Origin of the sequence: Microcystis sp. BLCC-F210, from assembly GCF_042134685.1 — a bacterium.
Lineage (GTDB): Bacteria > Cyanobacteriota > Cyanobacteriia > Cyanobacteriales > Microcystaceae > Microcystis > Microcystis aeruginosa_D.
The window spans coordinates 24761-39203 of record NZ_CP169647.1; the positions used below are offsets into that span (position 1 = coordinate 24761).

The window sequence follows — 14443 nt, forward strand, 5'->3', positions numbered from 1 at the left end:
ATAAGAGACAGTCTTGCAGGCGAGTGAGTGGAACGAACCACTCCAGACACAAAGGACACAAAGATCGATCGCTACTATATAAGTTAAACTTATCACACAAAGTCGAGAAGAGTCCTCTGCCTAAATAGGGTTTGCTCAATATGGGATTGGGAACTTCAAAAACCTTGCATTATCCTCTCTGTAGTATAAAAACTGGTACAAAAAAGAAGTCAACAAAGCCTGAAACTCTTGCCGACCGCCTAACCCCAGTCTAGACCTTTTTCAGCAAACCCTAGACAAGTATTTTGACTCACGCCTCTCCCTCTTTTGAGACATTGTGACACTTAGGGTGCGGAATGTGGGATACAAATGCTCAAACTCCCCCACTTCCCCATCTCCCTACACCCCACTTCCTTCTCTAGACACAAAAAAATGCGTTAAGTTTGACTTTAACGCTCGTTTTTTCCATTATTTTTGATTAATGGCAGTGACTAGCTCTTGCGGCGAGCAAAAGCGCCAATACCAGCAACAGCTAAGATACCCAAGATAGCAGAAGGTTCGGGAACACTTGTTGATGCAAAAGCGGGAGGTGTACCGAAGGTGAAAGTATTAGTACCTGCATTCGGACCGGAAGAAGCAATCGATAGAGTGGCTGTGGCAGCAGAAGTTGAGAAGGATCCGCCACTATCTGCGAAACTTCCCAAAAAAGCAATAATTACACCAAAATCATTCTGGCTGGTGATTCTACCAGAACTAGCAGTGAAAGTGTAGCGGTTTGCAGGGGTAGTAGTGGAAGCGAAGTTAAGGGTAATGCCTTCAGTGCTATTACTCGCACCAGCGCCAGTGAAATCTAGAGTGCTACCACCACCAGCAATAGCAACGTTAAAACCGCTCAGAGCATCAAAAGTAGTTCCAGCTGGACCACTGGCGAAAACGTTAGGAGCAGGGGTGCCGCCGAAAGGGGTATAGTTAGCAGGAACGCTGCTGACCACTCCTGTTAAGCTGTTAAAGGTGATGGAGGTAGCTGTACTGAGATCACCAGTGAACGTTACACCGCCCGAGCTACCACCAAAGGTGGCATTAGCAGTAGTTAACTGAGCCTGAGCGATACCGCCGAAGCCAAAAGCTGCAACGCTGCCCGCGATGGCGAGAACGCCCGTGGTTAATTGTCTAGAGATGTTTGTGATCATTTTGGTTTCTGGTTAGTAATAGGGCAAAAGTTGAAAAACAGAGATTGCACACTAACGGACTTAAAAAAATTGCTTGTAAAATATCACTATTGCAATTAGCTTTGACGAATTTGAATACAGTATTAGGAGCAGGAAGCAATCGCAACAATGTTATTTACTCCGACCATAATACAGCCCTTATCTAAAGACTTATGTGATTTCATTCGGTCAAGGAAGTGTTTATGGTCACAGGTAAGCTGTGATCTAGATCATTAAACCTTGACCTAATAAGTTAAGCTGCCCACGCATTTAAATTAGCTGTTGAATGGATTTTAGATTAGCTCTCTATAAGGGATAGGGAGCTTTCTTAACATTTTTTTCAGTAAGCACTCCAACCCTTATCCTGATTTGATTTCAGTTTTTTCTTTGTCAGTAAGGGTGTCAACAAGGAATATTACAAATTGTTAACCGCGTCTTGAAAGCCTTGTGCTACAAAGGTTTGAAATGTTAAGAAAAATGTGGCTAAAGGACAGGGGGGGAATCTGATGATTTTTAACCCCTAACTACTTAGGGCTTGCTGAATAAAGCTCAAAACCTTGTTGGGTAAAACTTTTAGACCTTTTGGAAATTAAAAAGTACTGGATATGGCAGTGATCGGGGGGAAATTTAGGCACTTTTTCCCTGAAAATTAGGTAATTGACCACCTCAAAACTGGTAAAACCCCACACCCCAATTCATAATTCATAATTCATAATTCATAATTCCCACACCCTACACCCTGCCCCCAGGAAAAACTTTTTGCCGCAAACCCTACTTAGGCAAGAGGAGGGATAAATAATCAGTTTTTAATAACCGGATTTAGTATTAGTGGTAACAGCAGCTACCCAATTTTTTTTTCTATTTGCTATGCTGACTGTTAACAATTTGTAATCTTTGGGAAAGTTCCTCAATACTGCATGGTCGTTTCTGCTACAATTCCCCCCCTAGCTCAAGATACCCTCGCCCTGAAAGCGGTGTGGGCAAATATTGGCTATGATAGTTGTCCCCACCATTACAATTTCCATCTTCATACCCATTGCTCCGATGGTCAAATGAGTCCCCAAGACTTGATGAGACAAGCGTTAGACATCGGACTAACAGGATTAGCAATTACCGATCATCACTCGATCGAAGGTTATCAACAAGCCCAAATTTGGCTAGAAAATCAGCATTTAAAGAGTTCTCTACCCCATCTCTGGACAGGGGTAGAAATTACAGCGGATCTTTTAGAGACAGAAGTGCATATTCTTGGCTATGGTTTCGATCCTACCCATACCGTTTTGACTCCCTATCTGCAAAGAACCAAACCAGAAGGAGATCTGGCTTTAGCCTCTAGAGTCATTAAAAGTTTACAGCAAGCGGGGGCTTTAGTGGTTCTGGCTCATCCCTTTCGTTACCATCGTCCTGCGGCCGATTTAGTAGCTGCGGCGGTAGAATTGGGTATTGATGGTATTGAGGCTTTTTATGCCTACGGCAATCCCAAACCCTGGCTACCCAGTCAACCAGAAACCGAACAAGCGCTCGCTCTGAGTCGTCAATATCAATTATTCGCCACCTGTAGCACCGATTCCCACGGTAAATCTTTATTACAGCGCATTTAGCCTGATCGCAGGATTAACTGTAAAATACTTAAATTAACTAAACTCGATCCCTGCTCGATCGAGTCTTGGTTTTTTATGGCCGTTGATCAGTGATCAGTAATCAGTAACCAGTAACCAGTGAAAGAGCCTAAATTTGTTGAAAATTGAAAACCTAAACCTGATAACTTAAACCTGATCACTGATCACTGATAACTGATAACTGATAACTGAATAACCCCCTGAATGAAAGATTTATTCCTTTACACTTGCTGGTTAATTCCCATTTATGGCTTAATTGGTTCGATTTTAACCTTGCCTTGGTCTTTAGGCATTATTAGTCGTACCGGTCCGCGGCCGGCCGCTTATATTAACCTATTGATGACCGTCTTAGGATTAATACACGGATCGATCGCTTTTAATCAAATTTGGCATCAAGAGACGATTAAATTGGCTTTTGAATGGGTAAAAGTGGCCGATCTTAGTTTATCCCTGTCGATCGAACTTTCCCCCGTCAGTTTGGGGACGCTGGAAGTGATTACCCTGATCAGTCTCTTGGCCCAAATCTATGCCCTTGGTTACATGGAAAAAGATTGGTCTTTGGCGAGATTTTATGGCTTAATGGGCTTTTTTGAGGCAGCTTTAGGGGGAATTGCCCTTAGTGACTCCCTACTATTCAGTTACGCTTTCCTAGAGATGTTAACGGTCTCTACCTATCTCCTTGTCGGTTTTTGGTATGCCCAACCTTTGGTAGTAACCGCGGCGCGAGATGCCTTTTTAACCAAGCGCGTCGGCGATATTATTTTATTGATGGGTTTGGTGGCTCTGTCCAGTTACGGAGAAGGATTGAGTTTTTCTCAGTTAGAAAATTGGGCAGTAAATAACCCTGTCAGACCTTTGACGGCGACTTTGTTAGGATTAGCCCTTATTGCTGGTCCAACGGGTAAATGCGCCCAATTTCCCCTGAATTTGTGGCTAGATGAGGCGATGGAGGGACCAAATCCAGCCGGAATCATGCGGAATTCGATCGTGGTTTCGGCGGGGGCTTATGTTTTAATTAAGTTGCAGCCGGTGTTTACCCTATCTCCGATCGCTGCCAATGTTTTAATAGTTTTGGGGACAATGACGGCAATTGGTACTTCTCTGATGGCCCTATCCCAAATTGATATTAAACGGGTTTTATGCCACTCCACCAGTGCCTATCTCGGTTTGGTCTTTATTGCAGTGGGATTAGGTCATGTGGATATCGCTTTACTAATTTTATTCTCCCATGCGGTCGCAAAAGCCTTATTGTTTATGAGCGCAGGAGCCTTAATTCTCACCACCAGTAACCAAAATATCACGGAAATGGGGGGAATTTGGGCAAGGATGCCCGCCACGACCATGGCTTTTTTAGGGGGTTCTGCGGGAATGACGGTTTTAATGCCCCTAGGGATGTTTTGGACGTTAAAAAAGTGGTTGGGTGGCGAATGGGCGATTCCTTGGTGGTTATTAGCGGTTTTAATCTTTGTTAATTGTCTTAGCATCATCAATCTTACTCGGGTCTTTCGTTTAGTCTTTTTGGGACAAACCCAAAGTAAAACCCATCGCACCCCGGAAGTGGCTTGGCCGATGGCTTTGCCCATGGTATCATTGATTTTAATCGTTTTATTAGCCCCGATTATTCCCCTACGTTGGGATTTTTGGCTATCTTTCACCAATCCTCTCCTTAATAACCAGAGTTTCACTATTGTTTGGGGTTTTCCCTTACTGATGGCCTCTGGAGTAATTGGCCTAGTTATCGGGTTAATGGTAGAGTTAAGACGAGCTTGGGCGAGACCAACTGGGTTAATCCTACGATTCTTGCAAGATTTGTTCGCTTATGACTTCTATCTCGATCGCATCTATCAGTTTACCGTGGTTTTAGCGGTGGGCAGCCTGTCAAAAATTACCGCTTGGCTCGATCGTTATATTATTGATGGTCTGGTTAATTTAGTCAGTTTAGCGACGATTTTTAGCGGCAGTGCCTTAAAGTATAATGTTTCTGGTCAATCACAGTTTTATGTTTTGACTATTCTCTTCGGAATAGGGGGATTAATCTGGCTCTTATTAAACGGTCAATGGTCACTGATAACTAATTATTGGTCATCCCTGTTAACTCATTGAACCTCTGTGTATTGCTCCCTAGTCTTCTTGCGCGCACTAGGGGGGTAAAGCAGCGTGATGAACATGAGCGACGGGTATAGACGGTTAAAATGCGTCTTAGCTTAAAAACCCACAACCCAGCCCCGGGAAAAACTTTTTTAGCAAACCCTATTTGTGTTATGATGGGTGGGTAAAAAATGCTGGTGTAGCTCAGTGGTAGAGCAGCTGATTTGTAATCAGCCGGTCGCGGGTTCAAATCCCATCACCAGCTTTTCGGAAAACCAACTGCTGTCAGTCCTAACTGAACTTTGGTGGCTTGGGTGGCAGCAATTTCTACTGATAATATCGATTTTCAAGACCATCCCTGTACAATTATCAGCAAGCAGATCAATCATAAACATTGAGATAGGTTGCACGCTATGAGCGAATACCAATATTACGAATTCCAAGCTATCGATCGCACCCTTACCCAAGAGGAAAGAGCGGCCATTAGTCAACTATCGAGCCGCGTCAAACCAACGGCGACGAGTGCCATTTTCACCTATAGTTACGGTGATTTTTCTGGATCGCCAGAAAAAATTTTAGCCCAGTACTTTGATGTTATGTACTACATCGCCAACTGGGGAACACAGCAATTAATGTTTCGTTTTCCCAAATCCCTGATCGATCGAGAAGCGATCGAGCCTTATTGCGTTAAATACTGTATTAGTCTCTCTTTTAGCGAGGATTGGGCGATTTTAGACTGGAAGTATGGCAATGAGGAGGGATTTGGCTGGATTGAAGGGGAAGACACACTCTCAGAACTGCTGGAACTGCGTCAGGAAATCTTGCAACGGGACTATCGGGGACTATATCTCGCCTGGTTGAAGGCTATCACCGTATCCGAGGAATATGCGGACATCGATCCGACTCAACTAGAACCTCCCATTCCCCCCGGACTGGGGCAACTTTCTGCCGCTCAAAAAGCTTTTACAGAAATCTTTGAATTAGACGAAAACTTATTAGCTGTTGCTTCTGTTTCTAGTGGTCAACTAAAAACCATTTCTGATGCCATGTTACGGGAAGCAATCGCACAACTTTCTCTGACCGAAGGTGAAGCTTTTCTCTTGCGATTGGCCAAGGGAGAACCGAATTTATCTGCCAAATTCCAACAAAAGCTATCTCAATTAATCCCTACTTCTCCTACTTTCAGCCAACCCCGACGCACAGTCGAAGAACTTCTTGAAGCTACTTACGAGGAAGAAAAAAAGGCAGAACAACGACAACAACAGGAAGCAGAAAGGAAGCGAATTCAGGAACTAGAAGCTTTAGCTAAACGAGAATCGCAAGTTTGGGAGCAGGTCGAGTCCCTAGTTCAGAAAGCCCAGTCTAAATCCTACGATGAAGCTGTTAAATTGTTAGTTAAATTAGCAGAATTGGCCGAATATCAAAACCGGTTTGCTGCTTTCCAAGGCCGATTGAACCAAATTTACGAACAATACAGTAATCGTTCTGGGTTAAAGCGGCGGTTACAAGAAGTAGGACTGAATCAAAGTAATTGATCTGAATGTCAGAAAAATTCAGTGATTTTTAATTATTTAGGATTTGCTGAATAATGGTAAAACCCTTTTAAAATAAGGCTTTTGACCTGTTAAAATCCGATGTTAAGTAGTCGTGCAAAATCAATTTCCTAGTCGAGACGGGATACAGCTATTAGGGATCGGATTTGAGTTTTCAGTTCAATGTTTACTGATCATAGCAGAAGTCTGACGGAGTAGTGGATTAGATGTGTAATTAATTGTGCTTAGATACTTAATATAGGATTGAGACTTTCAAAAACCTTGCATTATCCTTATTGTAGTATATAAACTGGTACAAAAAAAAGGGTGATAAAGCCTGAAACGACCGGCTACTGATTCCTACCCCCACGAAAAACTTTTTCAGCAAACCCTATTTAGTAGAATCAGTTTAACCCATTTTTCAAGAATCTAGGCTAGAATATGAAGACAAGACGTATTGCTCTGGGTTAATCTACTCTGTAGAAGCTAAGAAGGTAATCAAAATGGCTAAATATTCTCCTCTTATCCATGTATCTCCTGAAACTATGAGTGGTGTTCCTGTTTTTTCAGGTACTAGAGTTCCGATACAAACACTTTTTGATTATCTTAAAGCAGGAGAATCAATTGATGATTTTTTAGAGGGTTTTCCAACGGTAACAAGAGAACAAGTTATTAGCTTACTTGCAGAATTTGAAAAAGAGCTTATTGATAGGGTAGCGTGAAATGAGGCTTCTTTTAGATGAATGTATTGACCGAAGATTAATGAGGGAGTTTACAGGTTATAATATCAAAACTGTTCCGCAAATGGGATGGACTGGGATCAAGAATGGTCAACTGTTAGGTTTAGCTTCACAAGAATTTGATATTTTTATTACAGTGGATAAGAATTTGCCGTTTGAGCAAAATTTACCGCAGTTTAATCTAGCTATTATTATTTTACAATCACAATCAAATCGTTTGGCTGATTTAAAGCCTTTGGTCTATAAAGTTTTAGAAGTTTTGGCAACAGTAACAAAAGGAACAGCAACAGTAGTAAGTTTATAACAACCTATTTAAAATGAATTTAAGCCATTTTTCAAGAGTCTGGGCTAAGATATTAAGGCTACCGACTTGGGAAGATTATTCCAAGAACTATCCCTAGGAAGATAAACACAATAAATCCGATCAACAATGCGGGTATTGGCTCACCCATAATAGCCAACAAGGTAGCTAAAGCTATGCAAAAACATAAGTTTAAGACATTCAAGATCAATAGTAGTTTATTTTTCCCTTAAAGCTAAATCGTCTAATGGGGATAGGGTTTTCTCTTGCATCCCCAGAGACATGAAAAGTGAAGTATTGCGAGAAGTTCTGTTGACCAGATGTCTAGAATCTTAAATAACAGTCGCACTACTCTCTTCTAAAACAATACGGCCCGCCATATGTACATTTTCGGCAGTCATAAATTTTTCCATCTTTACCACGCACTATATAATAAGTACATTTGCTCTCTGGTCCTGTTGATGGAGCAATATACACCGGGTCTACAGGTTGCTGTACCAACAAAATAGTTTCGGTATTAGCAAAAGTTTGATTTGTTGACACGTCTAAACACAATATGTTTTTAGTTTGTACATTATCAGGAGTAGAAGCTTTTGCTTGGTTAATAGGAGACATGACCAATAAAAATGCTGAAGCTGTTACGAGAATACTTTTCATGTGATTTTTACCAAATTGAGCGATAAGTTTGATTTGACTTTGAGGTTAAAAACATTTTGAGATACACCCGATTAATGGACTGACATTACCGACATCTTCTATTATATTCTTGATATCTCCGTTCAGAGGCGGCATAATTTCCCGATGCCCTAGCTGCATAATGTGGTATATTAACTTGAGTCGCCCAATAATCTCCATTTTTCGTGAGTTGATTGGCCTCTTGAATTAATCCTTGACAAGAAAGCCTATAAATTCTTTGCCAGTCTTCAGCTATCATTCGCTGTATTAGCTGGTCAGCTTCCCCCTCCATACTGTTTAATTCTCTCAACAATTGCTGAACTTCACTACTTTGTGCGTTAGAATTAGTTACCCCTACTGTAAACTGGAGGATTGAAAAAAACCCTGCTAAAGTCAACACACTGATTGATTTTTTTGTTGGATAGAGCATAATTTTATTTCCTGAAAATTTGACACAACTAACAAGCCACACTACCGACAATGTATCAACCAGTTAAAATTATTTCAAGACGGAAAAAAACGGATATTGTCGGAAGTTTTGTTAACTATGTTTACAAATATCGGAAAATAACGGATAATGACGGTATTATGTCCCCAAATCTTAACATTACTCCCATGAATACCCAAGAAGTCTTCTCACTTATTGATAATCTGGTTTTTGACCACACGGGAAAGCATCTCGATACATTGCAATTAGGGATTTTAAAGAACGTTTTTGATGGTCAGAAATATGCAAAAATAGCAGAAAAATATAATTGTTCTGAAGGTCATGCCAGAGATAAAGCCTATGAACTTTGGCGCATTCTTTCGGAAGTGTTAGGGGAAGAATTAAATAAATCAACTGTTCGATCAGCAATTGAAAGATTTATTACCACGAGTAGTACCAATAACATAGTAAATTCCGTAAAAATTGATCAGGTTACTTTTTGTCATAACCCTTCTAATGATCGAGAAATAGAAAATTATCATATTTATAAAACTGAAAACAATGTTATTAAAGCAAAACTAGAAACTGTTCCCAAACTAATAGGATTAGGATTAACAATCGAACAAATTGCTCAAGCTCTTGATTTAGATATACAATTAATTTTAGATAGTCTCAAACCAGAGTAACTTTGATAACTTTATCAAGATATGGATGTCAAGCTGCTTTGATACACAATTGACAAGGATAGGGAAATGGAGAAATTTCAACTAATACCCCAAAACTAAACCGCCAACCCCAACATCTAGAACTGCTATAGTTAAAAAATGCCTTGAATTATCTTGCTTAGTATCAAAAATAATGAGCGAATTAAGTCCCGTCGCTGCTAGATAAATTGAACGTTGAAGTTAAAGTCATCGCCTGAGTTTTTCCTATCTGCATTTGGCAAAATTTACGGCGCATTAGACGGCGACAATCTAGGAGTCGTCAATCAGCCAAAAAACTTTGGGGCTAGTTTACCTGGTGTTTATCGACAATTTGCTGTTGCTTACACAGACTTTTGGGAGTCCTATAAGACAGTAATTCCGAGTAAACGTCATCGACCAGTCGGGAAAGAAACTGGTCAAACTAATCCTATTGAAAGCTGTTTGGCATTTTATCCATGACTACAATGCACACCTTTTTCCCAGCTTCTAACCCTGGTTATCGGTAACGGGTCGATGTTTCTCGATCAAATCGATCGCCTGGGTGACACTTTCGGGGAAAATTACCACTAAACCACCCTCAGAAACCGTACTTAAAGCCTTCTCTAAAGCTTCCGTTTCATCGAGAATAACTTCTGGCCGCAAACTGGCATTTTCTTGGCTAATTCCCCGAAGAATTAAATCGGCCACTTCCCCCCGGCGGCGACCGCGAGTATCGTTATCTTCCTTAACAATAATTCGATCGAACATTTGGGCCGATAATTTCCCTAATAAAATTAAATCATCATCCCGTCGATCGCCCGGCCCCCCAACCACACCGACTTTTTCCCCGGACCAATTGCCGACAAAACCGCCGACGGCTTCGTATCCGGCGGGATTATGGGCATAATCGATTAAAGCGTGATGGTGTCCCAAGTCAAACAGGTTCATCCTACCGGGAGTCTGGGCCACGGAAGGTTTAAAAGTCCGCACCCCCTGGCGAATTAACTCGATATCGATACCCTGCACAAAAGTGGCTAAACAGGCGGCCAAGGCGTTAGCAATCATAAAAGGAGCCATTCCCTGCATAGTCACGGGAATATTGACTGCTTCCTCGATTCTCAGCGTCCATTCTCCCTCTAGAATCGACAGATAGCCATTCTCATAGATGGCGGCCATGCCACCGCGACGGATATGGTCGTGAATAATCGGGTTATCGGGACTCATGGAAAAATAAGCCACTCTTCCCTTGACTTTTTCGGCCATACTAACGGTCAAGGGGTCATCGGCATTTAAAACCGCGTAACCCTCGGCGCTAACCACCTCGGCCACAACGCTTTTTACTTTCGCCATTTGTTCGATGGTGTCGATATCACCGATACCCAAATGGTCGGCGGCCACATTTAACACCACCCCCACATCGCACTGATTAAAGGCTAAACCCGATCGCAGGATACCACCCCGGGCCGTTTCTAACACAGCAATCTCCACCGTGGGATCCTTCAAAATCATACTGGCGCTGTAGGGACCGGTGTTATCGCCCTTTTCTACCAGATAATCATCGATATATACGCCGTCCGTCGTGGTAAATCCGACTACTTTCCCTGTTTGCCGACAAATATGAGAAATTAAGCGGCTAGTGGTGGTTTTGCCGTTAGTTCCCGTAATTGCCAGAATTGGCACGCGACTGGGAGTCCCGGGGGGGAATAACATATCGATAACTGGAGCGGCGATATTGCGGGGTAAACCGCGACTGGGGGCAACGTGCATCCGAAAACCGGGCGCGGCGTTGACTTCGACGATTACCCCGTCCACTTCTTTCAGGGGTTTGCGGATATCCTCTGTCACCACATCGATCCCGGCAATGTCCAAACCGATTAATTTTGCCACTCTTTGGGCGATCCAGACGTTTTCGGGGTGAATTTCGTCGGTACGATCCACGGCGATGCCGCCGGTGCTTAAATTAGCCGTGGCCCGCAGATAGGCGATCTCTCCGTGGGCTAAAATGCTGGTTAATTCATAGCCCTGTTTCTCTAGCACATTAAGGGCGGTTTTGTCAATAGTTATTTTAGTTAAAACGTTGGCGTGACCGTCACCCCGGTTGGGATCCCGATTAGTAATGTCGATTAATTCTTCTACAGTTGAGCGCCCATCACCGACGACGTGAGCGGGAATCCGTTCGGCCACGGCGGCGACTTTACCATTTATGACTAAAATTCGGTGATCAGTGCCTTTATAGTACCTTTCTACGATTACGCTGCGGGTTTTCGAGGCGGCACTGGCTAGATCATAGGCTTCCTCTGCTTCCTGTTGATTTTTAACATCGATGCTGATGCCCCGGCCGTGGTTGCCATCGAGGGGTTTAATCACGATGGGAAATCCTCCCACTTCCTCGATTGCCGCTGACAACTCATCCAAGTATTGAATCACCGTACCCCGGGGGACTGGAATCCCACCATCCTTGAGGATAGTTTTTGTGCCTTCCTTGTCACAGGCCAACTCAACGGCTAAAATCCCCGAAAAACTGCTTAAAGTGGCTTGAATGCGCTTTTGGTGAACACCATAGCCCAATTGCACCATGGCACGAGCGCTCAGGAGTAACCAGGGGATATTTCTAGCTTGTGCTTCTTTGACGATGGTTTCCGTACTCGGACCGAGGGCGGCATTATTGCATAAATCGCGTAAATCGGCTAAATCCTGGGCTAATTCTTCCTTAGAATAGGTTCCCGTATCGACAATCGATTGACACAAACGCACGGCAGCCCGACCCGCATAACGTCCCGCTTGCTCGTCAACGTACTCAAATACCACGTTATAGACTCCCGGGGTGGAGGTGCTTCTAGTGCGACCAAACCCGACGGGAGTTCCTGCCAATTCCTGCAATTCTAGGGCGATATGTTCGATGATGTGGCCCATATAAGTGCCAGTGCGGACTCGTTCAAAGAAACCGCCGCGATAACCGGGGGAGCAGTAATGTTCGACTAAACTGGGGAGAACGTCGATTAATCCCTCGTAAAAGCCGGGGATTTCATTCGATGGCTTCTCTGCGAGATCTTCGAGATCCAGACGCATAACAATGAGCTTGTCGCGACGAATACTCCAGTAGTTGGGACCGCGCAGGGTTTGGGTTCTGAGAATTTTCATGATGCTGGTGTTCGCTGTTGAGAAGCACAAAGAAGCCGTTGTTTATTGTCTGGTTTTCCGAGATGGGTAAACTGTTCATCGTGAACAGTTTTTCAGGAGTTTTTTTACGCCAATTTAGGGATCACTTGCTGTTTTTTGAGATGATAGCCATCACCGTAGGCCAGAATATGTACCCGCAGATTATGCAGACTCAGGGGTTCGTTTGCGGTGACGTGATGGTGGTTGGTGTGGGACATTTCCCTAGCATCAATTACCGTCACTGTACCGCAGCCGATTACTGTCATCATGCCATCCCGTTCAAACATAGCGCAGGTATCCTCATCGATGCCAATTCCTAAACGTTCGGGATAACCAGAGATAGCGCTCATTAACCGGGCCATGCGATTACGATTGTGGAAGTGTTGATCGACAATAACTTCAGGAATGAGACCTAATCCCATGGCCATATCCACTAGGGCCCGATTAGGTGCTTCCCCACTGCTGCCCCCAGCAATCATGTGATGACCCATAACGGCGGCCCCGGCGCTAGTTCCAGCTAGGGTTAGTTCTCCCTGTTGCACTCTTTGTCTGATTCTTTCCATCAGGGGAGTATCGGAGAGCAAACCGCATAAACGCAGCTGGTCGCCTCCGGTCATAAATACACCTGTACACTCTTCGATGTAGGCTTGAAATTGGGGGTCTTCTCCCTGTACGCGATCACGAATATCGATAACTTTGACGTATTTTGCCCCCATTTCCTCGAAAATCTTCTGATAGCGATCACCGATTAAAACCGGTTCTCTGGAAGCGGAGGGAACAATAGCGATCACTGCTTCGCTACCCCCAGCGCGATTCCAAAAGGTATGCAGTATCTCTTTACCGTGGACTTTATCCTCGGCTCCACCAATGACTAAAATCGCCGTTTTGAGAGATACGGGGGTAGGATTTTGGGAATGTTGGGTTTCTAGCTCGATGATCATGTCACTGAACGAATAGACATTTTTAGGGATGGAAGGTTTTTCGGGAAGATGGACAGGTATCTTGATGTTATTTTCCCTGAACGGTTGACGGAAAAAAATGCGGTTTAGGAATATTTTTCGGGACATCAAGCAATAGTAGAGGCGATTTTAGCAATTTTCTTCGATCCACTGGCAATGACGGACTGTTAGTTAACTTTTAGTCTAGGCTAGACTTCGATCACTCAAGCTAGAGCCAGAAAAACCCCTAGACAGTACAGCATAGTCTATCATGTTATTGAGATAGACTGGCGCAAAATTAGCAAGATTTTAACTGATCGATCCGTGACACAATGATACATTAAACACTATCCCAGTCTAGGCCTTAATTTTTCCCGTGCAGTTTGACATTATTACTCTCTTTCCCGATTTTTTTACTTCACCGCTGCAGTCGGGGTTGTTGGCAAAAGCTCTCGAACGCGATATCGCTAGGGTAAATTTGGTCAATCTTCGGGATTTTGCCCACGATAAACACCGTCGTGTCGATGATGAACCCTACGGTGGTGGTGTGGGAATGTTATTAAAACCAGAGCCAATTTTTGAGGCGATCGAGTCTTTAGCAATTTTACCACCCCGGGAGATTGTGCTGATGACTCCCCAGGGGGAACCGCTCAATCAAGCTTTACTGAAAACCTGGGCCGGTAGTTATCAGCAGTTAATTCTCATCTGTGGCCATTATGAAGGGGTAGATGAGCGGGTTTGTGAGCATTTGGTGACTAGAGAGGTATCTTTAGGGGATTTTGTCCTCACTTGTGGGGAAATCCCGGCTTTAGCGATTATTAACGGGGTGACGCGGTTGTTACCCGGGACGGTAGGTAAGGCAGAATCGTTGAAATTGGAGAGTTTTGAGGCAGGTTTATTGGATTATCCCCAATATACCCGGCCGCCGGTCTTTCGCGGTTGGCAAGTGCCGCCGGTTTTGCGATCGGGTAATCATCAGGATATCGCCGATTGGCGCTATCAACAACAACTCGATCGCACGAAGGAACGTCGTCCGGATATCTGGCAAAAATGGCTAGAGGAACAGGATTAATCGCCAAAAATGCTCCCGTGGG

At 43.6% G+C, this 14443-nt stretch carries 12 protein-coding genes, 1 tRNA gene and 1 pseudogene; 9 read left to right on the forward strand and 5 right to left on the reverse strand.

Annotation, left to right across the window (positions count from 1 at the left end; genetic code table 11):
- Positions 1-470: 470 nt before the first annotated feature.
- A complete protein-coding gene (locus ACE3JL_RS00125) occupies positions 471-1169 on the reverse strand; it encodes a PEP-CTERM sorting domain-containing protein (protein WP_375328579.1) in 699 nt (232 codons plus the stop codon).
- Between the two features lie 935 nt (positions 1170-2104).
- On the opposite strand from ACE3JL_RS00125, the gene ACE3JL_RS00130 reads away from it, so the two are divergent.
- The 6 genes from ACE3JL_RS00130 to ACE3JL_RS00155 all read left to right on the forward strand — a co-directional run bounded on the left by ACE3JL_RS00130 (position 2105) and on the right by ACE3JL_RS00155 (position 7470).
- Entirely contained in the window at positions 2105-2788 is a 684-nt protein-coding gene (locus tag ACE3JL_RS00130; protein WP_271989497.1) for a PHP domain-containing protein, read from the forward strand.
- A gap of 222 nt (positions 2789-3010) precedes the next feature.
- Positions 3011-4909: an NAD(P)H-quinone oxidoreductase subunit F gene (locus ACE3JL_RS00135; protein ID WP_271989496.1), complete on the forward strand. Its 1899-nt coding sequence runs from the start codon at positions 3011-3013 to the stop codon at positions 4907-4909.
- A 178-nt stretch (positions 4910-5087) separates the two neighbouring features.
- Positions 5088-5159 (forward strand) — tRNA-Thr (locus ACE3JL_RS00140).
- 148 nt (positions 5160-5307) lie between these two features.
- Positions 5308-6429: a hypothetical protein gene (locus ACE3JL_RS00145; protein WP_271989495.1), complete on the forward strand. Its 1122-nt coding sequence runs from the start codon at positions 5308-5310 to the stop codon at positions 6427-6429.
- Between the two features lie 500 nt (positions 6430-6929).
- Entirely contained in the window at positions 6930-7148 is a 219-nt protein-coding gene (locus tag ACE3JL_RS00150; protein ID WP_002781447.1) for a DUF433 domain-containing protein, read from the forward strand.
- Position 7149: 1 nt separating this feature from the next.
- Complete coding sequence (locus ACE3JL_RS00155) at positions 7150-7470, forward strand: DUF5615 family PIN-like protein (protein WP_272013831.1); 321 nt, start codon at positions 7150-7152, stop codon at positions 7468-7470.
- Between the two features lie 345 nt (positions 7471-7815).
- On the opposite strand, the gene ACE3JL_RS00160 is transcribed toward ACE3JL_RS00155, so the two are convergent.
- Together ACE3JL_RS00160 and ACE3JL_RS00165 are read right to left on the reverse strand one after the other, a co-directional pair.
- The gene (locus tag ACE3JL_RS00160; protein ID WP_149979689.1) at positions 7816-8124 is read right to left on the reverse strand and encodes a hypothetical protein; all 309 of its coding nucleotides are present in this window, start codon (positions 8122-8124) and stop codon (positions 7816-7818) included.
- Between the two features lie 85 nt (positions 8125-8209).
- Complete coding sequence (locus ACE3JL_RS00165) at positions 8210-8572, reverse strand: hypothetical protein (protein WP_110578417.1); 363 nt, start codon at positions 8570-8572, stop codon at positions 8210-8212.
- Between the two features lie 185 nt (positions 8573-8757).
- Between ACE3JL_RS00165 and ACE3JL_RS00170 the strand changes: the two genes are divergently transcribed.
- Both ACE3JL_RS00170 and ACE3JL_RS00175 read left to right on the forward strand, forming a co-directional pair.
- Positions 8758-9255 (forward strand): hypothetical protein, encoded by a 498-nt coding sequence (locus ACE3JL_RS00170; RefSeq protein WP_375329655.1) that lies wholly within the window; start codon positions 8758-8760, stop codon positions 9253-9255.
- A 290-nt stretch (positions 9256-9545) separates the two neighbouring features.
- Positions 9546-9698 (forward strand): annotated as a pseudogene (locus ACE3JL_RS00175) (ISNCY family transposase); the annotation flags it as partial.
- 61 nt (positions 9699-9759) lie between these two features.
- Here the strand turns inward: ACE3JL_RS00175 and cphA are convergent.
- Both cphA and ACE3JL_RS00185 read right to left on the reverse strand, forming a co-directional pair.
- Positions 9760-12393 carry a cyanophycin synthetase gene (gene cphA, locus ACE3JL_RS00180; RefSeq protein WP_375328580.1) on the reverse strand — a complete coding sequence of 878 codons (2634 nt, stop codon included), beginning with the start codon at positions 12391-12393 and terminating at the stop codon, positions 9760-9762.
- Between the two features lie 104 nt (positions 12394-12497).
- Positions 12498-13352 carry a cyanophycinase gene (locus tag ACE3JL_RS00185; protein WP_004266769.1) on the reverse strand — a complete coding sequence of 285 codons (855 nt, stop codon included), beginning with the start codon at positions 13350-13352 and terminating at the stop codon, positions 12498-12500.
- 373 nt (positions 13353-13725) lie between these two features.
- Between ACE3JL_RS00185 and trmD the strand changes: the two genes are divergently transcribed.
- Positions 13726-14421: a tRNA (guanosine(37)-N1)-methyltransferase TrmD gene (gene trmD, locus ACE3JL_RS00190; RefSeq protein ID WP_271989199.1), complete on the forward strand. Its 696-nt coding sequence runs from the start codon at positions 13726-13728 to the stop codon at positions 14419-14421.
- The last annotated feature ends 22 nt before the right edge of the window (positions 14422-14443 follow it).